This window comes from endosymbiont of Riftia pachyptila (vent Ph05) (assembly GCF_000224455.1).
Classification (GTDB): domain Bacteria; phylum Pseudomonadota; class Gammaproteobacteria; order Chromatiales; family Chromatiaceae; genus Endoriftia; species Endoriftia persephonae.
Genome location: NZ_AFOC01000052.1, coordinates 1 through 25341, shown reverse-complemented (window position 1 = coordinate 25341; position 25341 = coordinate 1). Strand labels below are relative to the sequence as shown.

General features: G+C 59.8%; 22 protein-coding genes, 1 tRNA gene and 1 pseudogene. 14 read left to right on the top strand and 10 right to left on the bottom strand.

The window, feature by feature from the left end; genetic code table 11:
- Nucleotides 1–328 precede the first annotated feature (328 nt).
- The 4 genes and pseudogenes from RIFP1SYM_RS09550 to RIFP1SYM_RS09535 form a co-directional block, all read right to left on the bottom strand.
- Nucleotides 329–778 (bottom strand): Fur family transcriptional regulator, encoded by a 450-nt coding sequence (locus RIFP1SYM_RS09550; RefSeq protein ID WP_006475396.1) that lies wholly within the window; start codon nt 776–778, stop codon nt 329–331.
- Nucleotides 771–1657, bottom strand: a pseudogene (locus tag RIFP1SYM_RS09545) (metal ABC transporter permease). The gene RIFP1SYM_RS09550 and the pseudogene RIFP1SYM_RS09545 overlap by 8 nt, the downstream one beginning before the upstream one ends.
- Nucleotides 1658–1744: 87 nt before the next feature.
- Nucleotides 1745–2473, bottom strand: a complete 729-nt coding sequence (locus RIFP1SYM_RS09540; RefSeq protein ID WP_005963085.1) for a metal ABC transporter ATP-binding protein — start codon at nt 2471–2473, stop codon at nt 1745–1747.
- Nucleotides 2470–3384 (bottom strand): metal ABC transporter solute-binding protein, Zn/Mn family, encoded by a 915-nt coding sequence (locus RIFP1SYM_RS09535; protein ID WP_005963082.1) that lies wholly within the window; start codon nt 3382–3384, stop codon nt 2470–2472. The genes RIFP1SYM_RS09540 and RIFP1SYM_RS09535 overlap by 4 nt, the downstream gene beginning before the upstream one ends.
- 150 nt (nt 3385–3534) lie before the next feature.
- Between RIFP1SYM_RS09535 and RIFP1SYM_RS09530 the strand changes: the two genes are divergently transcribed.
- Nucleotides 3535–4380: a pentapeptide repeat-containing protein gene (locus tag RIFP1SYM_RS09530; RefSeq protein WP_240991703.1), complete on the top strand. Its 846-nt coding sequence runs from the start codon at nt 3535–3537 to the stop codon at nt 4378–4380.
- A gap of 34 nt (nt 4381–4414) precedes the next feature.
- On the opposite strand, the gene RIFP1SYM_RS09525 is transcribed toward RIFP1SYM_RS09530, so the two are convergent.
- Nucleotides 4415–5014, bottom strand: coding sequence for a ParA family protein (locus RIFP1SYM_RS09525; protein ID WP_005963073.1), 600 nt, complete (start codon nt 5012–5014; stop codon nt 4415–4417).
- 234 nt (nt 5015–5248) lie between these two features.
- Complete coding sequence (locus RIFP1SYM_RS09520; RefSeq protein ID WP_005963070.1) at nt 5249–5893, bottom strand: hypothetical protein; 645 nt, start codon at nt 5891–5893, stop codon at nt 5249–5251.
- A gap of 198 nt (nt 5894–6091) precedes the next feature.
- On the opposite strand from RIFP1SYM_RS09520, the gene RIFP1SYM_RS18070 reads away from it, so the two are divergent.
- The 5 genes from RIFP1SYM_RS18070 to RIFP1SYM_RS09500 all read left to right on the top strand — a co-directional run bounded on the left by RIFP1SYM_RS18070 (nt 6092) and on the right by RIFP1SYM_RS09500 (nt 11275).
- The gene (locus tag RIFP1SYM_RS18070) at nt 6092–6247 is read left to right on the top strand and encodes a hypothetical protein (RefSeq protein ID WP_006475401.1); all 156 of its coding nucleotides are present in this window, start codon (nt 6092–6094) and stop codon (nt 6245–6247) included.
- A gap of 176 nt (nt 6248–6423) precedes the next feature.
- The gene (locus RIFP1SYM_RS17475) at nt 6424–8043 is read left to right on the top strand and encodes a transglycosylase domain-containing protein (RefSeq protein ID WP_005963067.1); all 1620 of its coding nucleotides are present in this window, start codon (nt 6424–6426) and stop codon (nt 8041–8043) included.
- Nucleotides 7935–8756 carry a penicillin-binding transpeptidase domain-containing protein gene (locus tag RIFP1SYM_RS17470; protein WP_240992072.1) on the top strand — a complete coding sequence of 274 codons (822 nt, stop codon included), beginning with the start codon at nt 7935–7937 and terminating at the stop codon, nt 8754–8756. Before RIFP1SYM_RS17475 ends, RIFP1SYM_RS17470 begins: the two co-directional genes overlap by 109 nt.
- 83 nt (nt 8757–8839) lie before the next feature.
- Nucleotides 8840–9334 carry a hypothetical protein gene (locus RIFP1SYM_RS09505; RefSeq protein WP_005963060.1) on the top strand — a complete coding sequence of 165 codons (495 nt, stop codon included), beginning with the start codon at nt 8840–8842 and terminating at the stop codon, nt 9332–9334.
- Nucleotides 9335–9364: 30 nt separating this feature from the next.
- Nucleotides 9365–11275, top strand: a complete 1911-nt coding sequence (locus RIFP1SYM_RS09500) for a DNA repair helicase YoaA (RefSeq protein ID WP_005963058.1) — start codon at nt 9365–9367, stop codon at nt 11273–11275.
- A gap of 247 nt (nt 11276–11522) precedes the next feature.
- Here RIFP1SYM_RS09500 and RIFP1SYM_RS09495 read toward each other — a convergent pair whose 3' ends face one another.
- Nucleotides 11523–12896, bottom strand: coding sequence for a Glu/Leu/Phe/Val family dehydrogenase (locus RIFP1SYM_RS09495; RefSeq protein WP_006475807.1), 1374 nt, complete (start codon nt 12894–12896; stop codon nt 11523–11525).
- A 239-nt stretch (nt 12897–13135) separates the two neighbouring features.
- Between RIFP1SYM_RS09495 and RIFP1SYM_RS09490 the strand changes: the two genes are divergently transcribed.
- The 7 genes from RIFP1SYM_RS09490 to RIFP1SYM_RS09465 all read left to right on the top strand — a co-directional run bounded on the left by RIFP1SYM_RS09490 (nt 13136) and on the right by RIFP1SYM_RS09465 (nt 19869).
- Complete coding sequence (locus RIFP1SYM_RS09490; protein WP_006475806.1) at nt 13136–13414, top strand: hypothetical protein; 279 nt, start codon at nt 13136–13138, stop codon at nt 13412–13414.
- Entirely contained in the window at nt 13414–15234 is a 1821-nt protein-coding gene (locus RIFP1SYM_RS09485; protein WP_005963053.1) for a serine hydrolase domain-containing protein, read from the top strand. The genes RIFP1SYM_RS09490 and RIFP1SYM_RS09485 overlap by 1 nt, the downstream gene beginning before the upstream one ends.
- A gap of 226 nt (nt 15235–15460) precedes the next feature.
- Complete coding sequence (locus RIFP1SYM_RS09480) at nt 15461–16045, top strand: sigma-70 family RNA polymerase sigma factor (protein WP_005963052.1); 585 nt, start codon at nt 15461–15463, stop codon at nt 16043–16045.
- Nucleotides 16042–16725, top strand: a complete 684-nt coding sequence (locus RIFP1SYM_RS09475; protein WP_005963049.1) for an anti-sigma factor — start codon at nt 16042–16044, stop codon at nt 16723–16725. Before RIFP1SYM_RS09480 ends, RIFP1SYM_RS09475 begins: the two co-directional genes overlap by 4 nt.
- Before the next feature lie 312 nt (nt 16726–17037).
- On the top strand, nt 17038–19041 hold the full coding sequence (locus tag RIFP1SYM_RS09470) for a sensor domain-containing diguanylate cyclase (RefSeq protein ID WP_005963045.1): 2004 nt from the start codon (nt 17038–17040) through the stop codon (nt 19039–19041).
- Entirely contained in the window at nt 18966–19661 is a 696-nt protein-coding gene (locus RIFP1SYM_RS16450; RefSeq protein WP_240992071.1) for an EAL domain-containing protein, read from the top strand. The genes RIFP1SYM_RS09470 and RIFP1SYM_RS16450 overlap by 76 nt, the downstream gene beginning before the upstream one ends.
- Before the next feature lie 132 nt (nt 19662–19793).
- Nucleotides 19794–19869: transfer RNA gene (locus RIFP1SYM_RS09465), tRNA-Glu, on the top strand.
- 474 nt (nt 19870–20343) lie between these two features.
- Here the strand turns inward: RIFP1SYM_RS09465 and RIFP1SYM_RS16445 are convergent.
- Nucleotides 20344–22584, bottom strand: a complete 2241-nt coding sequence (locus RIFP1SYM_RS16445) for a c-type cytochrome (protein ID WP_050798744.1) — start codon at nt 22582–22584, stop codon at nt 20344–20346.
- Between the two features lie 279 nt (nt 22585–22863).
- On the opposite strand from RIFP1SYM_RS16445, the gene guaD reads away from it, so the two are divergent.
- Nucleotides 22864–24186, top strand: a complete 1323-nt coding sequence (gene guaD / locus RIFP1SYM_RS09450; RefSeq protein ID WP_138921913.1) for a guanine deaminase — start codon at nt 22864–22866, stop codon at nt 24184–24186.
- A 60-nt stretch (nt 24187–24246) separates the two neighbouring features.
- Here the strand turns inward: guaD and RIFP1SYM_RS09445 are convergent, their stop codons facing one another.
- Both RIFP1SYM_RS09445 and RIFP1SYM_RS09440 read right to left on the bottom strand, forming a co-directional pair.
- Nucleotides 24247–24993 (bottom strand): hypothetical protein, encoded by a 747-nt coding sequence (locus tag RIFP1SYM_RS09445; protein WP_240991730.1) that lies wholly within the window; start codon nt 24991–24993, stop codon nt 24247–24249.
- Nucleotides 24994–25004: 11 nt separating this feature from the next.
- On the bottom strand, nt 25005–25341 hold a 337-nt coding region (locus RIFP1SYM_RS09440), incomplete at its 5' end, for a hypothetical protein (RefSeq protein ID WP_240992070.1).

Sequence of the window (25341 nt, the reverse complement as noted above, 5' to 3'; positions counted from 1 at the left end):
GACATCGAAGACCAGCTCCTGCTGCATGGCTGTCGTATCCACGATCTTCAGATCGATCTTGCCATCCTGGGTATGGAGATAGGCTGTGCTGAGCGCAGATTCCGGGGAGGCTTACACGGAAGCTCAGCAGGAGAGCTGTGCGCCGGGCCAGGCACTGATAAAGGGATGATTGGGGATGGCGCTCTTCTTCCCAGGCGCCTTAACACTTTGCGGAAGACAGAGTTTGAGACGCTGCAGATGGCAATTGCGGGCAAGAATTGCTTGGTGAGGATCGTTATGGGGCTCCTTCCAACTGCGTCTCCGATGATTTCGCTTCACGAAAAGGTAGTCACTGGCGTTTGTCAGACTGCCCCCGGCTGCAACTTTCGCAGGTGCCGATCAGTTCGACAATGCGGCGCTGCGGGGTGAAGCCCGAGGCACGGCTGGCTTGGCGTAGGCTCTGGCTGACCTGTTCATCCTCCAGCTCGTCGATGCCGCCGCACTCGCTACAGATTAGGAACTGGCTGGCATGGGGGTGGTCAGGATGGTTGCAGCCGACAAAGGCGTGCAGGCTTTCGAGCTTATGGATCAGCCCCTGCGCCTTGAGAAACTCTAGGGCGCGGTAGACGGTGGGTGGTGCGGTGCGGCCGCTGCTCTTGCGCATCGCGTCGAGGATCTCGTAGGCTCCCAGCGGACGCCGTGCAGCACAGACGATCTCCAATACTTGGCGCCGTTGCGCTGTGAAGCGCACGCCGCGTTCTTGGCAGATCTGCTCCGCCTGTTGCAACAGCTTATTCATTGCTTGTGGATCCATCGGATCTCGGATTTTTCTCGATTGCTGCCACCCCGCGCCGAGCCTGGCGTGCTGCCAGCCAGTGACTGAGCAGCGCCGAGGCCACATAGGCAGCGCCCGCCAGCAGGATGATGGTTGGCCCGGCCGGCAGGTCGGGAGTGTAGGAGAGCGCCAGCCCGCCGCTGGTGAAGAGGCCGCCGATCAGGGTGGCGAGTAGCATCATGTGCCCTAGGGAGTGCAGATAGTGGCTGGCGATGGCCGCCGGCAGGGTTAGCAGGGCGATCACCAGGATTAGTCCCACCACCTGGATCAGCAGCACCACGGTCACCGCCACCAGGCAGAGCAGCAGCAGATAGAAAAAGGTCACCGGCACCCCGCGCAGCCGGGCGAACTCCTCATCGAAGGCGACCGCCAGGAACTGCCGATAGAAGAGCACCACGATCAGCAGCAGGCCGGCGTCGAGCCCGGCCATGATCCATAACTCCCGTTCCGGCACCAGCAGGATGTTGCCGAACAGATAGCTCATCAGGTCGGTGGCGTAGCCGGGGGTACGGGAGATAAAAGGATGCCTGCCGCCATGCCGATCGCCCACAGGGCGCCGATCAGGGTGTCCTCCTGGGTCTGCCAGTTGAGCCGTACCCAGCCGATAATCAGCGCCGCCGAGATCGCCGCCAGCAGCGCGCCGAGCAGTGGATCGAAACCGAAGTAGAGCGCCGCCCCCATGCCACCGAGCACCGAGTGGGCGATGCCGCCGGCGAGAAAGGCGATGCGTTTGACCACCACGAAGCTGCCCATCACGCCGCAACCGACGCTGGCCAGCAGTCCGGCGAGCAGCGCGCTCTGCAGGAAGGTCTGTTGAGTCAGGGCAGTTAGGAATTCGCTCATCGAAATTGTTCAGTCTTGCAGAGGGGCTGCCGCATCAGGCCGTCAACCGTAGGTTCAGGATTCAAATCGAAACAGTGGCTGCGCATCTCAGTGCCGGTGCGCCACCATGCGCACATCCTCGCCGTAGAGCTCACTGATCAGCTGACCATCGATCTTGTCGGTGTGGTGACAGACCAGGGAGCGGTTGAGACAGGCGACCCGGCTGACATAGCTGGAGATGAAGGCGATGTCGTGGGAGACCACCAGGATGGTCATACGCTGGTTGAGTTGGCGCAGTAGATCGAAGATGTCGCTCTCCAGTCGCAGATCGACATTTGCGGTGGGCTCGTCGAGGATCAGAATCTGTGGCTCGCAAACCAGCGCCCGGGCTAGTAACACCCGTTGCAGCTGGCCACCGGAGAGGGTGCCGATGCGCCGCTTCGCCAGCCCAGCCGCCTCCACCTCGGCCAGCGCCTGCTGGGCTGCCTGGTGGTCGGTACGGCGGTAGCCACCCAGGCCGGGGCGGCCGCTGAGACGCCCCATCAGCACCGCTTGCTCCACACTAATCGGAAAATCGCGGGCGAAGCGCGGATATTGCGGCACATAGCCGATGGCGCGATTACTGCGGGGCGGTCGTTTACCGAGCACCAGCACGCGACCTGCCTGGGGTTCGAGCAGGCCGAGGATCAGCTTCAGCAGGGTGCTCTTGCCGCCGGCATTGGGACCGACGATGCCGAGGAAATCCCCCGCCTCGACACTCAGGTTGACCTGCTGCAGTGCCAGGGTCTCGCCATAGGAGAAGCTGACGTCGTCGAGCTGGATGACCGGGCTGCTCATCGTCGGTTGGCCTCTGCAATCAGCCGGGCGACCCGGCGCAAGTTGTCGATGTAATTCTCCGCCAGCGGGTCGATCGGTTCGACCCGTCCGCCGATCGCTGCAGCCAGCCGTTGCGCCGTCTTGCGGTTGAACTGAGGCTGCACGAAGATCACCCGCACCTGCTTGGCTCTGGCCTGTTCGATCAGTGCCGTCAGGGCCCTTGCCCCCGGCTCCTTGCCCTCCTGCTCGATGGCGATCTGGGTTAGCCCGTAGGCGTCGGCAAAGTAGCCCCAGGCGGGGTGGAAGACCATGAAGCGACGCGAGCGCAGGCCGCTGAGCTGCTGTTTGATCTCCCGGTCGAGCTGCTCGAGCTGTTGGGCAAAGCGTTGGTAGTTGTGTTCGAACTTCGCTTGGTGTTGCGGCGCCAGCCGGCTCAGCTCCACCTGGATCTGGGCCGCCATCTGTTTCGCCAGCCGCGGGCTGGTCCAGATGTGCGGGTCCAAAGCTTCATGTGCAGCCGCTTCGCTCGCATCTCCATGCTGGTGAGAGTGGGCCTCGATCTTGCGCAGGGGCAGCCCATCACGGGCGTCCACCAGCCGCATGCCGGGATTGGTGGCGCGGATGCGTTCCATCCAGGCCGCTTCGAAGGGGAGGCCGCAGCGGATGAAGAGATCGGCCTGGGTCAGCGCCGCCACCTGGCGGGGGGTGGGGGTGTAGCTGGCTGGATTGTAGCCGGGGCGGACCATCGCGCTGACCTGCACCAGATCGCCGCCCACCTGCTCCACCAGATGTTTTTGTGGCAACGCGCTGACAAAGACTCGTATTGGCTGTGCTGCAGGCAGTGAGAGTGGCAGCAGTACGAGCAGCAGCAACAGAAGAGTCAACCTGCCTTCTGCCAGAGAGTGAGTTGTGATCTTTTTTTCCTGGCTCATCGGAGAAGAGTGGGCTGAATGCCCGGCTGAGGATCAGGGATCGAAATGTTATAGCATAACGGTATTGATTGCACTGGCGGATGGCGCTGATGGGGCCGGAGGTTGCGCTTCGTGACGAATGGAATGATAGTGCCTTGGAGGACGGACTGGTTGTCTGGTATCAAACCCGTGGAGATGGAGTCATCGATGGCGCTGCCTAACGTTCACCCTTTCGATAAAAATAGTCATTGCTGCTCGACAGTCAGCTTGTTATCGCTGCTGTTTCTTCCAGCGACTCTCTTGGCCGATACGGTGACTGACGGTGACGCAACGCTGCCGCGGGGGAACTGCGCTGCGCCACGCCCGTTTACCGATCTGCGTCACTGTTCGTTTGCGGGGGTTGCCAGGCCGGGGCACGACTTGCGGGGGGTACGACTCGACGGTGTCGATCTTTCCAACGCCAGTCTGCCGGGTTGTGATCTGTCACAGGCCAGCCTGAAAGGGGCGGACCTGAAATGGGCCAATCTCAGTGAGTGTCGGCTGGTATCGGCGGATTTTTCCGGCGCCGATCTGTTTCATGCCAATCTGGATCTGGGAACCCTCGACAACGGCCGCTTCATCAAAGCGCAGATGTTTGGCGCAAACCTGAATGAGGTGCAGGCGCTCAATGTCGACTTCTCCGGCGCCTTTATGAAGGACATCGCCATGGAGGAGGGCGATTTCAGCGGCAGCACCTTTCACCATAGTTTCATGTTGAGGGCGGTGCTGATCAGCAGCCGGCTGCAGGATAGCCAGTTTTATGAGGCGGTGCTGACCGGCAGCGCACTGGAGGAGGCCGACTTCTCCCGGGCATCGATAACCCACAGCCTGCTGAATGGTGCGCGTATGGATAACAGCCTGTTTAGCGAAACCGATCTGCAGGATTCGCGTTTTGTGAATGCTGTAGTCACAGGGGCGGATTTCAGCGGGGCGCGGAATATTCCACCCCATCTGCAGGAGATGATCGAAAGAGAGTAACGAGCGGCAGAGAGATCCAAATCGCCCTGCCCGCTCAGCCAGTCAATAATTGCATCATTTGCCGATTGAGTGACTCCGGCAGGTCCGCCCCCTCAAACAGCGCAGGCCAGGCGGGATCGAAGCGGATTGGCAAGTCGGCCAGTTCCAGCCCAAGTCTGTTGATGATCGCCTGCAGCGGTTCGAGCGCCTCATCCCGCCACTGGTTGAATACCACCTGATGGGGGATCTCCAGACCCCGGCTCTGTGCATCGGCGAGCAGTGCCGCTATACGCTCCAGCGCCCAGATGTCGGGTGGTGCCGGGCGCACCGGGATCAGCAGCCGGTCCACCAGATTCAGGGTCTGCAGGGTCGTTTCGCCCAGGTTGGGCGGGCAGTCGAGGATGCACCAGTCGAACATACGGCTGAAGCGCTCCAGGGTGGCATCGAGGGGGCCAGGCCCCTGTGCCCGCACCACCACACCAAACCGCTCGGCATAGTGATCGCCCCAAGTAGAGGCGCTGCCTTGGGGGTCGATGTCGAGCAGTAGTACCCGTGCGCCGCTGGCGGCTAGGGCGATACAGCTGGCGATGGCCAGGGTGGTCTTGCCGGTGCCACCTTTCTGGTGGAGAAAAGCCAGGCTTTGCATCATCTTCATTGGGTACTTCTCATCGTGGGAGCCTCTGAATGAATCTGGGTGAGCAGAATTGTGAGGCTAAATTTTCCGCTGCAAGGCGGAAATCGTAGGGTCGCTCAATGACATCCTGTCTCCGCGACACTTGCACATCCTTGTGCGGCGTAATAGTAGGCCTATTGCCAAGATTTCCAACACAGCAGCGGGAAACTTGGGCCGCAAGGCAGCCGTCCATAATTCGTTCGGAAGCTCCTTTGTTCAAACCGCATCCTCGTCGGCGATCTTGTGCGCTTCCATGTGGGTCAGCCCCGGATGGTTGCGCAGCAGATAGCCGGCGGTGTGCAGCCGGAGTATGGCTTCATTGAGGTTCTCGCGAATCCGCGAGCTGCTGGAGTCCATCTGTCTGGCCAGCAGCTTGAGAGGAACTTCCACATGGTGTGCTTTTACCGCTACCGGCAGCTGTAGCCGCTCGGCGATGTTGAGAAAGGGGTCGAGCGGGGCCACATCCTGTAGCTGGGATTCATGGGGACGGTGCACGTAGACCAGGGCAACCCCGCTGGGAATGACTTCAAGCTGCTCCCGGTAGGTTTGGCGGAGCGTCTCTTCGACCTCCCCGCAGCTGCGCTCCGCATCGGAAACAAGGTGTAGGATCGCGCGGGCCGACGCCCGGTCAGGGCGGCAGGAGAGGATGGCGGCCATCAGCCTGCGTTGCTCATCGCTCAGCATATTGGCCTTGTAGCTTCCCATGCTGTATTCAGGCTCCCCGGCCAGGTTGCGCAGAAAGGCTTCGGTGTAGGTGTAGTAGCGGGAGGTGTAGTGGAACAGCTCCTCAGCACAACCGCCCCAGCCGTGATGGAACTCCGGGTAGTAGTGACCGTCGACATTTTTGGCAATGGCTCTCATCTGTGCTTTCGTGACTGGCTCGCCCCGGAAAAACTCGGACCCTGTCGGAAAAATACTCTAATCCATCAGAAAATTCCTAACATCTTTATGCAGAAAGGTGTCGTGATTCTTTACACCCTGATTGGATATGCTGAACTTAGGAAGAGCGGCGACCGATGCGGACAGCGAGCGGGACGCGGCCAATTGGGGAGGCAGGTTATGAGTAGTAAAAACGAGATGACTCGGGCGCAACGGGTTGCCTATCTGAAAGAGATCATTACATCTCTTCAGCCACCGGTGACTGATGAGGAGGCGCTGGCGATAAAGACCTGCAGGCGACTGTTACAGATGGAACGGAAGAAGGCGGATAGATAAAGTGTCTATCTGAGCCAGGGAACTCTCCTTTAGGTGGAATTGATCGATTATCTCCTTGATCGATAGGCGGCGACCGGAATCTGTCGGTGAGCCGCCATTTTTTTGCCTGCAGATTGGTTCAAATCCACCCCTGATTGGCGTAGATTAGCCGCCCCCTCTTAAAGCAGTTTCTATCTATGGCGAAGCGAGCCAAACGAAAGCGTAAACCAACCGCCTCCCGCAGTCGCGGTTTTCGTTGGAAGAGCTGGCTGGTTCTGATGCTGATCGCGCTGTTGCTGGCCACCAGCCTCTACCTGATCTATCTCGACCGGATCGTGCAGCTGCGCTTCGATGGCCGCCGCTGGGCGGTACCGGCCCAGGTCTATGGTCAGGCGCAGCAGCTGGCAAAAGGGGTCCGCCTGGACGAGCCGGGACTGCGCCAGATCCTCGACCGGCTCGGCTATGCGCGGGTCAAGCATCCCGATCGGCCCGGCAGTTACTCCAGCTATCGCGGTCGCTTCCTGATACGCACTCGTGCCTTTGCCTTCCCCCAGGGGACACGCGACAGTGACTATCTGGAGCTGAAGCTCGCTGATAGCCGGATCATCTCGCTCAAACAGGCGGCCAGCGGCCGGGCCATCGGGGACTACCAGCTGGAGCCGCCGCTAATCGGCAGCCTGCATCCGGCCCACAGCGAAGACCGCATCCTGGTGAAGCGGGGAGAGCTGCCGAAGCAACTGGTGTCGGCACTGATCGCGGTGGAGGACCGTAACTTCAACTCCCACTTCGGTATCGATCCGATCGGCATCGCCCGCGCCCTCTGGAGCAACCTGCGCGCCGGCGGGGTGGTACAAGGCGGTAGCACCCTGACTCAGCAGTTGGTGAAGAACTTCTTCCTCAGCAAGGAGCGCAGCCTCACCCGCAAGCTCAACGAGGCGCTGATGGCGCTGCTGCTGGAGTATCACTACAGCAAGGATGAGATCCTCGAAGCCTATGCCAATGAGATCTACCTCGGTCAGGAGGGTGGCCGGGCGATCCACGGTTTTGGCCTGGCCAGCCAGTTCTACTTCAACCGCCCGCTGAATGAGCTGACGCTGGCGCAGAATGCCCTGCTGGTGGCGTTGGTGAAGGGGCCCTCCGCCTACAATCCGCTGCGCCATCCCAAACGTGCCCTGAAGCGGCGCAATCTGGTGCTGCAGCTGATGGCCGAGCAAGAGCTGATCAAGGAGGCGACTGCACAGCGGGTGGCCAAGGTGCCGCTCGGCATCAAACAGGGCAGCAAGCGTGCCTCCGGCTATCCCGCCTTTTTCGACCTGGTGCGGCGCCAGCTGCGGCGCGACTATCAGGAGGCCGACCTCAACGCCGAGGGGCTGCGCATCTTCTCCACCCTCGACCCGCAACTGCAACGGCAGGCGGAACAGGCGCTGAGCCGACAGCTGCAGCGGCTGGAGCAGCGTGGCGTGGCCAAGCCCAGAGAGCTGCAGGGGGCGGTGGTGTTGGTAGAGAGCGACAGCGGTCGGGTGAGCGCGCTGGTGGGGGATCGCAACCCTCGTTTCGCCGGTTTCAACCGGGCGCTGGATGCGATCCGGCCGGTGGGTTCGCTGATCAAACCAGCTGTCTATCTGAGCGCCCTGGAGCAGGATCAGCGCTTCACCCTGCTCAGCGCCTGCAGGATGCGCCGGTACGGCTCAAAGGGGAGGGTGGCGCGATTTGGGCGCCGCGCAACTACGACCATAAAAATCACGGTGAGGTGCCCCTCTACCTGGCGTTGGCCAAATCCTACAACCTGGCCACGGTGCGATTGGGGATGGAGGTAGGGCTGCCGCAGGTGGAATCGACCCTGCGCAAGCTGGGCATCCGCCGGCCCTTCGAGATCTATCCCTCGATACTGTTGGGTGCGGTCTCCATGTCGCCACTGGAGATGGCGCAGATGTACCAGACCCTGGCGGCGGGTGGTGTGCTGGCGCAGCTGCGGGCCATCGAGGCGGTCACCGACAGCCGCGGGCGGCCGCTCTCCCGCTACTCAACCAGCCGTACGCAGGCGTTTGATGCGCGGCCCGTATTCCTGCTCAACCAGGCCCTGCGGGAGACCCTGATCAGTGGCACCGGGAGGGGCCTGAAAAGACAGTTGCCGGACATCACTGGCCTGGCCGGCAAGACCGGCACCACCGACGAGCAGCGCGACAGCTGGTTCGCCGGCTTTGATGGCAGGCGGGCGGCGGTGGTCTGGGTCGGCCGGGATGACAACGGCCGCACCGGGCTGACCGGCGCCAGCGGCGCGATGCGGGTCTGGGGCGATCTGATGAAACGCATCGGCACCACCCCGCTGGATGATCGCCTGCCGAGCGGGGTGCGGTGGGTGGCAATCGACCCGGCCAGCAGCCTGCTGAGCGGTAGCGGCTGTGGTGCATCCCGTCAATGGCCGTTCATCGCCGGCAGTGAGCCGACTCGCTCAGCGCCCTGCGCTGGCGGCGCCGAGGCGGCGGGTACCGAAGACCCCTTTGCCTGGTTCCAGCAATTGTTTGATTGAGAAAGACCCGCTAGGCCAAGTGCCTGCTGCCCCACATTCCGCTACAATCGGGCCGATCATCGCAACCAGACAGGGGTTATGGCTTGAGCGTTTACGCCGCCGACAAACTGATCGCCCAGGCGCGCCTGCTCGCCGCTGAATACCGTCGCACCATGGGCAAGCCGCTGCCGGGAATCAGCAGCGAGATCGCCGAGCACGATGCGGTCAAGCTGCTGCGGCTGGAGCCGCGTCCGGAAGGGGCGAGCGGCTACGATGCGGTGGACCCGGCGCGGGACGGGCTGCGCATCCAGATCAAGTCACGCACCATCTTTGACGAGAGCAAGTCCGGGCAGCGCGTCGGTCAGCTGAAGATGGATCAGGCGTGGGATGCGGTGGTGCTGGTGCTCATGGATGAGGAGTATGAACCCTATGAGATCTACGAAGCGCAACGCAGCGATATCGAGGCCTTTATCAATTCCTCCAGCAGTAGCCGCGCCAAGCGGGGTGCGATGTCGGTGGCGCGCTTCAAAATCATCGCCCGTCTCGTCTGGACCCGCGAGGATGGTCTGGAACCCGAGGTCTGGGATAACCAGGCTTGATGCTTCTGCTGACTAAATCTCCCTTTCTTAATGAGTGACCTCTCCGAGATCTTCGGCCCCGATGGCTGGCTCGCCCGCTGTATCGACGGCTTCTCTCAACGCCCGCAGCAGCAAGAGATGGCGGAGGCAGTGGCAGCGGTGCTGGAGCGTGGTGGCACTCTGATCTGCGAGGCGGGCACCGGTACCGGCAAGACCTTCGCCTATCTGGTGCCGGCGCTGATGTCGGGGCGCAAGGTGATCGTCTCCACCGGCACCAAGAACCTGCAGGATCAACTGTTCCACCGCGATCTGCCACTGGTGCGCAAAAGTCTCGCCGTGCCGGTCGCGGTGGCGCTGCTCAAAGGTCGCGCCAACTATCTCTGCCTGCACCGTATGGAGAGCGCCCTGTTCGAGGACCACCACCTCACCCGGGAGCAGCGTGAGCAACTGCCGCGCATCCGCGAATGGTCGAGCGCAACTGACAGCGGCGATATCGCCGAGATGCCAGAGGTTGGTGAGGATGCCTCGATCTGGCCACTGGTCACCTCCACCACCGAGAATTGCCTCGGCACCGAGTGCCCCTCACACAGCAAGTGTCACCTGGTGGAGGCACGCCGGCGGGCCCAGGAGGCGGACCTGGTGGTGATCAACCACCATCTGTTGTGTGCCGACATGGCACTCAAGGATGGTGGCTTCGGCGAGCTGCTGCCGAGTGCCGACTGTTTTATCCTGGATGAGGCACATCAGCTGCCGGAGGTGGCGGGCAATTTCTTTGGCATGAGCGTCAGCTCGCGCCAGCTGCTCGATTTGGTGCGCGATACTTTGGTCGAGTATCACAAGGAGGCGGGGGATCTGCCCAAGCTGGAGGAGCAGGCGGAGCGACTGAAGAAGTCGACCCGGGATCTGCGTCTCACCTTTGGCCTGGAGCCGCGGCGTGGCGCCTGGAATGAGATCGACACAAATCCGACCATCCAGGCTGGGCTTGAGCGGCTGCGCAGTGAACTGGAAAACCTGGGCGGCATGCTGCAGGCGATGCAGGGGCGCGGCAAGGGGCTCGACAGCTGTGGTGAGCGTTGTCTCGCCCTGGACGCTGGCCTCGATCAACTCTGCGATGGCAGTGACGAGGAGACGATCCGCTGGTTCGAGACCCAGCGGCAGGGCTTCCGCCTCAATACCACGCCGCTGGAGATTGCCTCGATCTTCTGCTCCCGCATGGCCGATCAGCAAGCGGCCTGGATCTTCACCTCCGCGACCCTGGCGGTGGGGGGCAAGTTTGACCACTTCTCCCGTCAACTCGGGCTGGTGGATGCCGAGACTCACTGCTGGAGCAGCCCCTTCGACTACCCGCATCAGTCGGTCTGGTATGTGCCGAAGGGGTTGCCGGAGCCGAATCAGGCCGACTACAACCAGCGGGTGGCGGAGCTGACCATTCCGATCCTGGAGGCGAGCCGGGGCCGGGCGTTTCTACTCTACACTAGCCATCGGGCGTTGCAGGAGGCAGCGGACTATCTGCGGGAACGTATCGAATACCCGCTGTTGGTGCAGGGTAGTGCGCCCCGTTCCGAGCTGGTGGAGCGCTTTCGGGAACTGGGCAACGCGGTGCTGCTCGGCACCTCCAGCTTCTGGGAGGGGGTCGACGTGCGTGGTGAGGCGCTCTCCTGCGTGGTGATCGACAAGCTCCCCTTCGCCTCCCCTGGCGACCCGGTGCTGCAGGCGCGCATCGACGCGCTACGCAAGCGTGGCGGCAACCCGTTTATGGAGTTCCAGCTGCCGCAGGCGGCGATCGCCCTCAAGCAGGGAGCGGGGCGGCTGATCCGTGACGAGAAAGACCGTGGCGTGCTGGTGGTGTGCGACCCGCGCCTGCTCAGCAAGCCCTATGGCAAGGTCTTTATCCGCAGCCTGCCGCCGATGACCAAGACCCAGGACCTGGATGCTGTGCGGCGTTTTTTCGCGCTGGGCTAGGGCCTGTTAACAGGCCCTAGATTATCTCCTCGTGAGCCTGCTGCTCTTCCTGTCTGATTTTCTCCCAATCCTCTCCGGGATCAGGTTGCACTCTTTGATCTCGCTGGAGCCGGCCGTGGGGCTGACAAGCTGTAGGCTGGGCCGGCCGACCATAATGCCTAATTTGTCTGCGTTGATGCGGAGCAAAAGAACGGAACTGGTTTTCAATCTTGGCCACAGGTCGCTCTGCGCAGTTTAAATGCCAGCCTTAGAAAACCCCCAGGTCGAGATAGGAGCGGGCCAGCTTGTTCAGGGCGATGATATAGGCGGCAGTGCGGTAGTCTTCGATTGCGCTGTTGCGGCGACGAGTCTCGATGATCTCCTGCAGCGCGGTGCGCATGCTGTCGTCTAGCCCGGAGTGGACCAGGTCGATCTCGCTGGCCCCTTTGGCAAGTTGGGTGCGGATCCAGTCGGGGACCTGCCGTTCAGTAGTCTCCTCCAGGGCGCGCAGGATGTTGCGCCCACGCATCTCGTCGAAGCGGCGCTCCATGCGGCCAAAGCGCATGTGGGTGAGGTTACGAATCCATTCGAAGTAGGAGACCACTACACCACCGGCGTTCAGATAGGCATCGGGCAGGATGGCGATGCCGCGGCTGCGCAGGATGCGGTCGGCCTCGAAGGTGACCGGGCCGTTGGCCGCCTCGGCGATCAGTTTGGCCTGGATGTTGGGGGCGTTGGCCTCGCTGATCACGCCCTCGACGGCGGCGGGGATCAGGATGTCGCACTCCATCTCCAGAACCTTCTGACCGTCTTCTACGAACTCGGCTCCGGCGAAACCCTTGAAGCTGCCGTTGGAGCATTTGTGATAGTAGGCCTCTTCCACATGGATGCCTTCGGGATTGACGATGGCCCCGTCGTGTTTGATGATCGCGATGACCTGCGCGCCATCCTCTTCGGAGAGGAGCTTGGCGGCGTGGTAACCCACGTTGCCTAGCCCCTGGACCACGATCCGCTTCCCCTCCAGATCGCCGTCTAGCCCTGCGGCATTAACCTCCTCCCGGTGGCGGAAGAATTCGCGCAGGCCGTACTGGACGCCACGGCCAGTGGCCTCGGTGCGGCCACGGATGCCGCCGTGGCCGATCGGCTTGCCGGTGACGCAGGCGATGTAGTTGATGTCTTCCGGGTAGAGGTGTTTGTAGGTGTCGGCGATCCACGCCATCTCCCGCTGACCGGTGCCCACGTCCGGCGCTGGTACGTTGGTCGAGGGGCTGAGAAAACCCTTCTCCGCTAGCTCACGGGCAAAACGCCGGGTGATCACCTGCAGATCGTCGCGGCTGTAATTTTCGGGGTTGATGCAGAGTCCGCCCTTGGAGCCGCCAAACGGTACGTCGACGATCGAGCACTTGTAGGTCATCAGCGCCGCTAGCGCCTCGATCTCCGGTTGGTCCACCGACTCAGAAAAGCGTATCCCCCCCTTGGCCGGCAGACGATGGATGCTGTGTACCGCACGCCAGCCGGTGAATACCTCGACACGCTCACGTAGCTGTACCGGAAAGGTTACCTGCAACACCGAGGTGCAGCTCTTGATGGCTCTGGCAATGCCTGGGTCGAGTTCCATGATCTCCAGAGCGCGGTCGACCATATGATCGACGCTCTGGCGGAATGTCAGGCCACTGGGTACTTCAACCACTGCATTAACCCCTTATATCAGATTCTGTCTGCCGCAAGTCTAACGGTTTTTGGCTTAAGCCTAAAAGGGGTGCTGCAGGGGTGGTTCGATTGGCAGATGATTATTTGAATCCAGACCGCTCCAGCCTGCGTATTGTTATCTGAAAGCCGCGGAAAACTGGCTTGAACCACAGAATTACGAGGAGATATATCATGAAAACATTGACTTTCACTGCCGCAATGATTCTTTCTACCGGTCTCTCTGCCGGGCAGTTCAACAGCCCCTTCGAGGTAGGCAACCCGGATCTCTATCATGGCGTTGATGACTCCAGTCAGCTGTCGACCGCAGTACAGCCTGGCATCGGCGACTCCTACGCCTATCCCTGGCTGGGTAATGGTGGCTTCTCTGACACCAAGACGGTAGTGCAGCGGGGTACTAACGAGGCCTACGGTAGTCATCTGCTCGATCTGGGGCATGAGATTGACTGGTAATGGAAGCAGTGAGACCGGGGCTTAGCATGAGCCCCGGCGGGGCCTGCGGCCCTGTATCGAAAAAGAGGTGGATCACCACTGTGCTGTGGATGGTCTGCCTCTTGCTGTTGATCGGTTGTCAGTCGCAAAAACAGGATCCTAGCGGCGCGCAGGTGTTCCCCGGCGGTGAGCTGAGTGCGCTACGTAGCGAGGCGCTGAAACTGATCAACGGTATGCTCGAGGAGGAGATGATCCCCGGCGTTAGTATCGCGCTGGTGGATCGCAGCGGCCCACTCTGGGTCGAGGGCTTTGGCTACGCCGATCAGCCGACGATGCGGCCGGTGCAGGCGGATACCGTGTTTCGTGTTGGCTCGTTGACCAAAACACTGACCGCACTGGCGGTGATGCAGCTACAGGAGGCAGGTCGCATCGATCTCGACCAGCCGTTTACAGAGCAGTTCGAGGGTTTTTCGATTCGCAGCCGTGGTCCGGTTCAATCCTTTACCCCGCGTCAGATGCTGAGTCACCGAAGCGGCCTGCCGAGCGATCTGCGCAAGGGGATGTATACCGCCACCCCCTTCACCCAGGTGGCGACACTGCTGGAGGATGAGTACATCGCCTATCCCCCTAACCAGGTCTACAGTTACTCCAACCTGGGATACGATCTGTTGGGCCATCTGATTGCGCAGCGTTCCGGCAGTACCTATCAGACCTATCTGCAGCGCCATTTGTTTCAGCCGCTGCAGATGAGGCATAGCGGTTTTGAACTGGATGAGGTGATGGAGCAGCGGCTTGCCGCTGGGCATCTGGACGGCCAGGTGCGCCCCCAGCCGCCGTTGCGGGATACTCCCGCCCTGGGTCTTTACACTAGCGCTGCTGACATGGCGCGGCTGCTGCACGCGCTATTGCGATCGGGGGATCATGTCCTCTCAGCGCAGAGCCTGCGGGAGATGTGGCGTGAGCAGACCGCAAGCGGGCAGATCGTTCGAGGTCCGAGCCCCGGGCTGGGCTGGTTCATTGAGCAGGATCCGCTGATCGGCAAGGTGGTGCGTCACGGCGGCAGCACCCTGCTGTTTGGCGCTGAGATCTCACTGCTGCCGGAGCGGGGATTGGGGGTGGTAGTGTTGACCAATGGGGCAGATGGGAATCGCTATGCCCATAAGATCGCTGCCACCCTGCTGACCCTGACGTTGCAGTTGCGTGGCGAGTCGTTGGGGGTTGCGAAAACCTCGGAAGATACCTCTACGGCTGGCGAGCCGAAGATCGTCTCTGGGGGGTATGCCACCGATCTGGGGCTGCTGACCATCGACCCCGAGCGCCCCAGGCTCTGCGCCTGCATCATCGAACGGGTGCTTGACATGGTGCGTTTTGATGACGGCAGCTATGGGCTGACCCCGGAGAGTCGCGAGAGCCTACCGGCCGCCTATCGTATCCTGGGTGAGATGCGGTTTCGCTCCCGCCGCTCGGGGGAACGGGATCTGTTGATCGCCGAGCGCAATGAGCAGGAGTTCATCCTCGGCACACGGATCGACTCGAAGGCGTGGACCGATGCCTGGCGTGAGCGCATCGGGCGCTACCGCACCATCAACCCCGATGGCAACTTCTCGATCCAGAACCTGCGCCTGAGTGAAGAGAGTGGCGTGATCTGTCTCCACTATGAGGCGCCGCACCTGAGCGACGGCTCGATCCGTGTGCCGCTCAAGCCGGTCTCGGCCACCGAGGCGATCGTCGAGGGTCTGGGACGGGGCAGCGGTGAGACGGTCAGTATCGTTGAGATCAACGGCAAGCAGTGCCTGAAGTTTTCCGGTTACATGAGTGAGCCGCTGGAAGAGTCGCCGTAGAATTGGGTTCGGTAGGACATTTATGCTTGAATGTTGTTTAAAGGAGCCCTCAACGAATCGTTGACTCGCACCTTGGGTCCAGAATCTGCCGCTTTGTCGTTGCTGCTCTTCGCAATAACCTGCTATTACGTGCGATCAGCGCCTTAGCTCGACGAATTCTGAATCCCAATCTGCTTCGTCCAGATTTATTCAGAGGCTCCTGAGAAACCGCCTTCAAGGAGCCTCCATGACCGCTCAGGTCGAAGATCCCGTCACCGCACAGCAAAAACGCAATGAGATGCTTGCCAGACTGCTGGCCGCCACCTCGCTGAAAGATCGGCGTGCCTTCGCCGAACTCTACCAGCTGAGTTCGGCGAAACTGTATGGGGTGGTACTGCGTATATTAGTAAGGGACGAATGGGCAGAGGACTGTCTTCACGAGGCCTACATGAAGATCTGGAATGCTGCCGGCACTTATCGTCCCGATCGAGCGGCACCGATGACCTGGATGTCGACCATCGTACGCAATCAGGCACTGGATCTGTTGCGTCGCCGTCGCCGCGAGGTGAGGCGCGCCGAGCCGGAGAACCGGAATGAAGAGGTGGATCCCGGCTTGCTGCCACAGGAACGGTTGCAGCAGAGTGAGGAGGGTCGGAGGCTGAACGACTGTCTGGAACAGTTGAAAGCGAATCAGCGACAGGTGATTGTGCTGGCCTACTTCAAGGGACTGACCCATGAGGAGCTTTCGCAGCAGACAGGAACGCCGTTGGGCACGGTAAAGACCTGGATTCGCCGCGGGCTGGATCAGCTGAAGAGGTGTCTTGAATCATGATAGTACAGGAGAACAAAGCGGAATTGCTGGCGTTCGCCGGTGAGTATGTGCTCGGCACCCTGCAGGGTGAGGCGCGTGATATGTTCGAACGGCAACTGGCCACGGATTTTGATCTGCAGTCGGAGGTGGCAGACTGGGAACAGCGCCTCTCGCCTCTGGCAGCATCGATTGAGCCGGTCGTACCGCCAGACAGCATCTGGCGTCGGATCGAGACGGATATCTCGCCGCATGAGTCACAGTCGCCCGGCTGGTGGGAGAGTCTGAACTTCTGGCGTAATCTGGGCATGGTCGCCTCGGGAGTCGTGTTGGGACTTACCCTGAGTCTGTTTGGCCTGCAGCAGGATGAAGGTGAACTGCAGCGGGTGATGGTGGTGCTGAATGACCAGGCACAGACCGGCTGGCTAGTCGGTGCTGGTGAGACAGGCAAGATGCTGCGGGTGAGTGCAGTCGAACCGACCCGCCTGCAACCGGGCAGGGTTTGTCAGCTCTGGATGGAGACAGAAGATGGTCGCATGCTGTCGGTAGGCGTGTTACCGCACTCGGGGCGTCAGCAGATGAAGGTGCCCACGTTACTGCGGGCCAACAGCCGTTTCAAGGTGAGTATCGAGGCGGCATCCGAGGCACCGGTGGCCAAACCCAGTGGCGAGTTCGTCTTCGAAGGCGGCTTGACCCAGATCTGAACAGTATCGCTGGATCTTTCACTACCTTTATTGCCGATATGGCCCTGTTGAATCAGGGCCTTTTGCCTGATGCACTACTGGTCGATCCTAGGCTTCATCCGGGTTTACAACCAGATAGATTAATCTATATTTTGGGGCACATGGCTCTGCCACCGATGATCAGCCCCCCTCCACAATGATAAAACTGATCAGAGGAGACGTTGCTGAGTGGTTTAGAGTGTCTATTCAGATCCCACGGGATGCTTAAAGGGTGTTGAGACTGCTTTTGACAGCAGAGGCAGGCATATGAGCGGGCCATAGCGATGGCGGTGTGTGGTAGAACGGTGCATCCTGGATGAGTACGAAGATCAGCGGCAGGCAGAGAGTGTGAGAATTCATCTACCAGGGATAGGTTCCTATCGGGGACGCTACGCCTATGCGGCGGTGATAGCCTCTGTGATTCTGTTGTTGGCCGCGTTGCTGGCACTGTATGACGTCGAGCAGGGCAGCCAGACCTACATCAGAAATATCACCCAGCGTAACTCGACGGCCGAATTGTTGCGCGATGTACGCTCCCATCTCGATCTGGTTGAGAATCGCCTGCAGCGTATCGTTATCGAACCGGTTCAAAAGGATGTGCAGAAGCTGGAGCAGGCGCTCACACAGCTGAGTCTGCTGCTCAACCATCTGAAGCAGCTGCTGGCGCAGGATGACAGTCGCGAGAGCCAGGCCATCGCCAATCAGCTGCAGGCGGATCTCGATCGTTTGCACCGCTCTGGGATGGAGCTGGTCGGGCTCCGCACTGAGGTGGAACGCTGGTTTCCGGCAATACGCCAGATGCGGGAAGTGACCTATCCGCACAGCCAGGCGGCGCTAAACCAGCTGGACATCCTGTTGGCCGAGGTTGATGAGGAGCTGTCTGCGGAGCAGCGCCTACGAGTGGTGATGAGCGTGAGCACACTACGCCACTTCTGGTCTGCGATGGCTTCCGAGTTGCGTCTGTTTGTGTCGAACCGATTTGGCGTCTTCGCCAGTGATGCCTCGGTTGGTATGCGCTCCCGGTTCACCAATGTTATCTACTATGCCGAAGAGGTGAAGGCGCAGATCAATATCCTGAAGGCGCTGCATGAAGAGGGGCTGTTGGGATTTCTCGGAGCAGAATCGATCGACGAGGTGGAGTCTCGCTTTACAGGCTGGATGCGCGGCGCCTATCAGATCTCAGTGATGCTGGAGGGTTCGGGGTGGCGGCGTGATGTGGTGATGCTACAGCAGACAATTGATCCGTTGCTGGAACAGATGCGGCAGCGCCTGCGGGTGATCAACTCCGATAGTGAAAACCAGTCAGCTGCCGACATTACCCGTCTCACCAACATGGCGCGGCAGCTCACCCTGACGATGGGGGCGATGGCGCTGTTCACCATCATTCTGGTTCTGCTCGCCTATATCTTTCTCAACCGAACACTGCTGAAACAGATCGCACGCACCGCGCTGGCGCTCAAGCAGGAGGCCCAGGGCAATCTGCGGATCGTCCCGCCACCGGCGAAACTGTCGGAAATGCGGGATCTGGTGGAGGCATTCAATGAGATGCGACGCCAGGTCCACATGCGGCAGAAGCATCTCGACCACATGGCCTACCATGATGCCCTGACCCGTCTGCCTAACCGGGTGCTGTTCCGCGATCGCCTGGAGCACGCGCTGCAGATCGCAGTACGGGATGGCCGGCGCATCGGTCTGATGTTCATGGATCTGGATCGCTTCAAGCAGGTCAACGACAGCCTGGGGCATCTGGTGGGCGATGAGTTGCTGAAGGTGGTGGCAGAGCGGCTGCAGCGGGTGATCCGGGGCTCGGATACTGCGGCACGGCTCAGTGGCGATGAGTTTGCAGTGCTGGCAGAGGGGATCAACGACAGAGCGGATATGATCCCGCTGGCGGACAAGGTGGTGCAGGCGTTGGAGCAGCCGGTCTGCATCGATGAGCATGAACTGCGGATCTCGGTCTCGATCGGCATCGCTATCGCTCCCGAGGATGATCACCTGGCAGATGACCTGATCCGCGACGCCGATACGGCGATGTATGCAGCGAAGAAGCAGCGCGGCTCGGCCTATCGCTATTTCGCTCAGGAAATGATCAGCGAAGCAGCAGAGAGCTTGCAGCTGGAGAACGAGCTGCGGCAGGCGGTAGAGGCCGGCCAGTTTCTGTTCCACTATCAGCCGGTGGTAAGCCTCTTTGGTCGGGCGAACTCTACTGCTGCGAGGCGCTGTTGCGCTGGCGGCATCCGACAAAGGGTCTGCTGTCACCCGCGGTGTTCCTCGATACTTTGGATGACACTGGTCTGATTGTCCGGGTGATCGACTCTTTGCTCGATTCGCTGGTAGATCAGCAGAAGCTTCTAAGCTGTCTGGTGGGACGGCCGGTTGCGCTGGCTCTTAATCTTTCGCCCCGGCTGCTGAACGACCCCCCCTTCTGCCGCGGCCTGCTGAAACGGCTGCTTGAAGGGCAATTCCAGACCGGCTCGCTGATACTGGAGCTCACCGAAGACACCCTCACCCATGAACTTGCAGAAGCCAATGAACTACTGCAGCAGTTAAAGAACCTGGGGGCCCGGGTCGCGTTGGATGACTTCGGTGTTGGCCAGGCTTCGCTCAATCACCTGCGGCAGTTTCCCTTCGATTTGGTGAAGATCGACCGGGATTTTATTCGCAATGTCATCAGCGACTCCAACGATGCCAGCCTGGTTCAGGCGATCATTCATCTGGCTCACGCGTTTGACATGAAGGTGGTGGCAGAAGGTGTGGAGACCAAGGGGCAGCTCGCGTTTGTGCAAAACCTGGGGTGTGATTTTATCCAGGGCTATCTGATCGGTATGCCGCTTTCTGCAGAGCAGGCGCAGGAGTGCGCTGCTGTCGATCAGGCGAGCGGTGGCCTGTTCGAGCCCACGGAGTTTCTTGTCGACTAAGCGGGGTTTGGGGGCCTGTGTGTTGCGGATTCTGCCGCTGCATGATGCTGGTTGACAGTACTGGAAATCTAAAGTAGATTACGCGCTCTTTCGCGGCAGTGGCCCAGTACAGTGGGTTGCGGAACGCGGAATGTCCCCATCGTCTAGAGGCCTAGGACACCAGCCTTTCACGCTGGGTACAGGGGTTCGACTCCCCTTGGGGACGCCATTTAAGACCGATTCAAAAGGGCTCTCATATCCATGGAGCCCTTTTTTTGTGCCTGGAAAAAATAGGCCATCTATGCGATGGGTCTGAGTTTGTCGTCCGTTATTAACCCGGCAATTGAACATGACACAGGTATAGGCCGGGCCTTGCCCGACATCATCCATAATTTCAATGGGTTGCAAGTGGCGGCCCATGGCCGCCCTATCTTTATTTAATTGCCGGATTTATATCTTGTGCTTATGGGCATGGGGAGATCTGCATTTGTGGTAGGTTGGCGCTGCCAGAAACAGTGTGGGAGCGTTGATTTGTCCCTGATTATTCTGGGCGTAACCTGGATAACTCCTGTAATGGTGGAGATCTTAAACCACCATTACAGGAGTAGCTTGGGTATAAGTCGGACTACTAGCATTTAACTACAGATTTTTGTTGTTGCCCTGCTAGTGTAGGCTTGCTTCGCAACTTCGCGACACCTTATTGCTAAAGCACCTCGTTAAGATAGATGGCAATGGCCTGAGCATCACTCTTATCGACAAAGCTGTGTTTGCGGGTGGTTACAGAAGCAGAGGTGCCGCGAGAGATTTTGCGACGTCCATTGGCCGGGTCGCTACCATGGCAGGAGGCACACTGCTCGGCATAAAGTGCTTCACCCTGCGCTGAACTGTTGCCACTTGAGCCACCGCTGGAGGTTGTTGCCGTGGTTTCGCTACTACCAGAGGCGCTGTTGTTGGCTTCAAGCACTGTGCTGATGTAGGTCGCGATAGCCTGAGCATCAATCTCATCGACAAAGCTGTGTTCACGGGTAGTCGCAGAGGCGGAGGTGCCGCGAGAGATGTTGCGACGTCCATTGGCCGGGTCGCTGCCATGGCAGGAGGCACACTGCTGGGCGTAGAGATCTGAACCGTCGCTTGAACTGCTGTTCGTGGTGGTTGCAGAATTACTGCTACTGCTACTGCTACTGCTACTGCTACTGCTACTGCTACTGCTACTGCTACTGCTACTGCTACTGCTACTGCTACTGCTACTGCTGTTGCTGTTGCTGTTGCTGTTGCTGCCAGAAGAACTGCTTACTGCCGAGGAGCTGTTGCTCCCTTCAAGTACTGCACTGATGTAGTCTGCAATGATCAGGGCATCGCTCGTCGCTACATAACTGTGAGCACGGGTGATTCTGGACCCTGTGGTTCCCAAGGCGATGTTGTTGCGACCATTTGCCGGGTCGCTGCCATGGCAAGCGGCGCACTGCTGAGCATAACGATCTACACCTTGTACTGAAGCGGTGGGGGTTGGGGTACTACCTGATGAGCTGCCGGAGCTGCCGGAGCTGCCGGAGCTGCCGGAGCTGCCGCCTGCGTCGGTAGTGGCACTGCTGGTGTTGTTGCCCGCTTTGGTTGCATTGCTGATGTAGGCAGCAATGGCCTGTGCATCACCGTTATCGACATAGTTGTGTGTGCCGGTAATGCTGTTTGCAGAGGTACCGCGAGCGATGTTGCGGCTGCCATTGGCTGGATCACTGCCATGGCAAGCGGCACACTGTTGTGCATAGAGCTCTGAACCCCGTGCCACGCTGCTTTCATGTGGGCCGTTACCAGAGTTGCTGGCGTTGTTTGTCCCACTGGCCACTTGGTTGACATGAGAGACACTGCTGGAGGAGGCATTCGACACAATGGAGATGGTCTGTCCCAGGCCGTTGCTGAGTGATGAGTTTCCGCCAGCGTTTGAGATGGTCTCGGATAGATTACTGGTATTGGCCGCGTTTTGAAGCTCTGCCAGTACCGTCAGCAGGTCTCCCAATGGAATGCTGGGGTCGATCGCTTGGGCTGCGGCCAGTGCGGCTCGTGCCTGAGCAAGCATCAGCCGGTTGGCTCTGATTTCTCTGACTGAGCGATGCAGTGAGCGATCTGCGGTGCCAAGTACCTGTGCAATGGCGTCGTCCAGCGCGTTACTTGCTGGTTGGTTGTGGACTTGTAGCCCATCGACCATCGCCTCGATCAAAACCTGCGCGCTGACGATATGCGCAATGGCGGTGTAACGCGGTACAGTACCGGGTGCACCTTTGCCATCCAGCGCCGAGTCGCTCAGGTCGGCAGCCAAGGCTGCAAAAATATCGTCTTCAGTGACATTGCCACCGATCCAGTAGGCGCTCCTGCGCGCCATCTCACCAAAGACCTCACTCGACAGCACCACCTCGGTGATATTGTCGTTGGTCACTGCTGACGTCATCGGGTCGGCAACAGTGCTGGTGTCGAGACCAAAGTTGAGCTTGCTCGTGACGGCTTCTGTGGCGATCGCCAGATTCTCTGCTGTGAGTCCTCCCTCCATCGCCATCGCACTTTTAACAATCATGGTGGTGTGGGGGGTGAGATTGACCCGAGTTGCTGTTGCATCCATCAGTACGCCACTCAGGATGAAATCAGGCTCTGCATTGGTGACTAGGTCGATGCCATAAGTGGCTTCGACAATCAGAGGAAAGGCACTGTCAGCGATCTCGCCCGTGAAATTGAAGCTTGCCTGCTGATCACTGGTGGTGGTTGCGATAACCTCCAGATTGCGATCACGAATGGTGACGGTAGCGCCGACCACTGGGCCGTCACCGACACTGCCGTCAAATGTGATAGGACTTGAAGTGGTCGCTTGTGATGCCGTACCCAGGCTGCCCTCATCGCATGCGGTGAGCAGCATAGCCCCCAAAGTGATGGCACAGATGTTGTGTAGCAGTTTCATGTTTTCCATCCAATTATTGGTTCTGGTTTGTGAGGGCGAAGTATCGATGGCTGGTGGCCGATCATCTTTCGATAGAGTCACACTTCCCTGGTGGGATTTGTTGCGATCATGCGCATTTGGAAGGGGTTTCACCCCGCATCAGTGAACCAGGTGGGATTTTTTTTCGGCGTGTGATCTCTGTCATCAGCCGTTGAGCAGAGAATCGAGAGGTATATCGCCGGTTCTGTCCTCGGCGCCTAAAATTGAACTCAAGAACTCTTCAGGAGGGGGCTGGCGTTGATGATGACATCGAAGTCTACGTGTGTGGCACTGCGGGGGGCTGTGCTCAGCTTCAGCGGTGATCCATTCCAGTCTGATCTGGATACGGTGATGCACTATGAGTCGGATGGCCTGGTCTGGCTTGAGGATGGACGGATCAAGCAGGTCGGTCCGGCGGTTCAGCTCCTCCGCCAGCTGCCCGCCGGTATGGAGCCTGTCGACTACCGAGATTGCCTGATCCTGCCCGGCTTTATCGACTGCCACACCCACTATCCTCAGTTGCAGGTGATCGGCGCCTTCGGCGAGCAGCTGATCGACTGGCTGAATCGATATGCCTATGTCACCGAGCAGGCGTTTGGGGATCCTGAGTGTGCGCATGAAGCGGCCCGCATCTTTCTGCGTGAGACGCTGCGTGCAGGCACCACCACCGCGGCGGTCTACTGTACGGTACACTCGGCATCGGTCGACAGCTTCTTCGAAGAGTCAGAGCGCCTGAACATGCGCAATATCGCGGGCAAGCTGCTGATGGACCGCAACGCCCCAGAGCCCCTGCTGGATAGCCCGCAGCGGGGTTATGACGAATCCAAAGCGTTGATCAACAAGTGGCACGGCCGTGGCCGGCAACTCTATGCCATCACCCCCCGGTTTGCTGCAACCAGTTCAGCAGAGCAGATGGAGATGGCCGGTGCGCTGTGGTCTGAGCACCCCGGTACCTATTTGCAATCCCACATCGCTGAAAATCGGGATGAGATGACGTGGGTAAAGCAGCTCTATCCAGAGCGTGCTGACTACCTTGATGTCTATGAGCACTATGGGTTGCTTGGGCCGCGAGCGATCTATGGCCACGGCATCCACCTCACCGAGTCGGAGCTGCAACGCTGCTATGAGACGGGTACGGGGATTGCCCACTGTCCGACCTCGAACTTTTTTCTCGGTAGCGGCTGCTTCGATCTTGGCAATGCAAAGCGTTCGTCACGGCCGGTACGGGTCGGTCTTGCTAGTGATGTGGGGGCGGGAACCAGCCTCTCGATGCTGCAGACCCTGAACGAGGCCTACAAGGCGGCACAGTTTAACGGCTTCCCGCTCAATCCGGCGCAGGCCTTCTATCTGGCCACGCGGGGCAGCGCCGAGGCGCTCTATCTGGAGGAGCGGATCGGCGGCATTGCCCCCGGCATGGAGGCCGATCTGCTGGTGCTCGACCTCCACTCGACGCCGTTGATCGAATACCGGATGCGCCATGCCGGTGATCTGATGGAGGCCCTGTTTATCCAGATGACCCTGGCCGATGAACGGGCAACCCGGGCCACCTACCTGGCCGGATCGCTTGTTTATGAGCGTGATTGAAGCCGAAAAGGGCGACTCGGCTGGTAGTGGGTTTTTGGCTGTCCAACAGCCGTGATCGTTTCAGATCAGTTCAAAGACATACTCGAAGGCAAATAGCACCAGAATGGCGTAGGCGACCGCACCACCCAGAAACGCCAGCGTCTGGATCTGGGTTTCCTGGGGGATCTCCTCGCGCATCACGTTGATGATGATGGCGCCGGCGAGAAAGGAGAAGAGAAGAATTTCCGTGCTCACCGGAACCACGGTCAACTCTCCGACTAGCCACCCAACGTAGAGGCTGGCAACCAATAACCATCGCACCCTATCGGCATAAAATGCCTGGTACTTATGCTTCAGTTCAAGATCGGTGCCAATAAAATGGAGAGCGAAAGTCACCGACGCCAAAGTCAGCGGCATATAGGTCTTTTGGAGAAAGCTGGCGAACAGATGCCCGATGATAAACCCGTAGAGCAGAAAGCTCCCGATGTGCAGGATGGCGGCCAGGTTGGCGTGATCTGTCTTGTTGCCGGTGCGTTGCACCGTGGCAAACTCCGCGATGCGGTGGATGCTGTGGTAGAAGATCAGGCCGATCATCGCCACCAGGTAGACATGGTGTTCCAGATAGCTGAGCACTCCGAAGCCGATGTGCTCGTCCACCTGCTCCTGTTTTCTGGCCAACTTGGGTAGCACATAGATAAAGACATAGGCTACCGAAGCGCCACCGGCGGCGGAGAGCCAGGCGCTCCCTTCACGGGGCTTGAAGGCCCTGTGACCTACCAGGATATGGATCAGGGCGATCAGTGAGGTAGCGGCAAAAGAGGCGACCATCTCCACGACTATTAACCCTCTGCTGAGACTTCCTGCTGAACGCTAACGGACGAGGCGCCGCTGAGCAACAGGTAGAGGCAGGGGATGATGAACAGTGCGATCACCGTTGCCACCAACAGCCCTGCGATGATTACCAGGCAGAGTGGCATCCAGAAGGGGTCGCTGAGCGCCAGCGGGGTTAGGCCGATCACGGTGGTGATGGTGGTGGCGAGGATCGAGTCGGACTGGTCTGAGGTGATGGTGTATTCGACCCCGTGGGGCCAGGTGGGGTGGCTGCACTGCTCGGCCATCACCTGCTTCAGCTGCTCGATCAGCTTGAGGCTGTCGAAGCCCGGCAGCTTCTTTACC

Excerpts from the sequence above, each read along its gene's own strand:
- RIFP1SYM_RS09500 (WP_005963058.1), top strand. The coding sequence starts at position 9,365 with ATGAGTGACCTCTCCGAGATCTTCGGCCCCGATGGCTGGCTCGCCCGC.
- RIFP1SYM_RS09475 (WP_005963049.1), top strand. The coding sequence starts at position 16,042 with ATGATAGTACAGGAGAACAAAGCGGAATTGCTGGCGTTCGCCGGTGAG.
- RIFP1SYM_RS09495 (WP_006475807.1), bottom strand. The coding sequence starts at position 12,896 with ATGGTCGACCGCGCTCTGGAGATCATGGAACTCGACCCAGGCATTGCC.
- RIFP1SYM_RS09520 (WP_005963070.1), bottom strand. The coding sequence starts at position 5,893 with ATGAGAGCCATTGCCAAAAATGTCGACGGTCACTACTACCCGGAGTTC.
- RIFP1SYM_RS09525 (WP_005963073.1), bottom strand. The coding sequence starts at position 5,014 with ATGAAGATGATGCAAAGCCTGGCTTTTCTCCACCAGAAAGGTGGCACC.
- RIFP1SYM_RS09540 (WP_005963085.1), bottom strand. The coding sequence starts at position 2,473 with ATGAGCAGCCCGGTCATCCAGCTCGACGACGTCAGCTTCTCCTATGGC.
- RIFP1SYM_RS09480 (WP_005963052.1), top strand. The coding sequence starts at position 15,461 with ATGACCGCTCAGGTCGAAGATCCCGTCACCGCACAGCAAAAACGCAAT.
- RIFP1SYM_RS09550 (WP_006475396.1), bottom strand. The coding sequence starts at position 778 with ATGAATAAGCTGTTGCAACAGGCGGAGCAGATCTGCCAAGAACGCGGC.
- RIFP1SYM_RS09445 (WP_240991730.1), bottom strand. The coding sequence starts at position 24,993 with ATGGTCGCCTCTTTTGCCGCTACCTCACTGATCGCCCTGATCCATATC.
- RIFP1SYM_RS18070 (WP_006475401.1), top strand. The coding sequence starts at position 6,092 with ATGAGTAGTAAAAACGAGATGACTCGGGCGCAACGGGTTGCCTATCTG.
- RIFP1SYM_RS09535 (WP_005963082.1), bottom strand. The coding sequence starts at position 3,384 with ATGAGCCAGGAAAAAAAGATCACAACTCACTCTCTGGCAGAAGGCAGG.
- guaD (WP_138921913.1), top strand. The coding sequence starts at position 22,864 with ATGATGACATCGAAGTCTACGTGTGTGGCACTGCGGGGGGCTGTGCTC.
- RIFP1SYM_RS17475 (WP_005963067.1), top strand. The coding sequence starts at position 6,424 with ATGGCGAAGCGAGCCAAACGAAAGCGTAAACCAACCGCCTCCCGCAGT.
- RIFP1SYM_RS16445 (WP_050798744.1), bottom strand. The coding sequence starts at position 22,584 with ATGAAACTGCTACACAACATCTGTGCCATCACTTTGGGGGCTATGCTG.
- RIFP1SYM_RS09485 (WP_005963053.1), top strand. The coding sequence starts at position 13,414 with ATGGAAGCAGTGAGACCGGGGCTTAGCATGAGCCCCGGCGGGGCCTGC.
- RIFP1SYM_RS09490 (WP_006475806.1), top strand. The coding sequence starts at position 13,136 with ATGAAAACATTGACTTTCACTGCCGCAATGATTCTTTCTACCGGTCTC.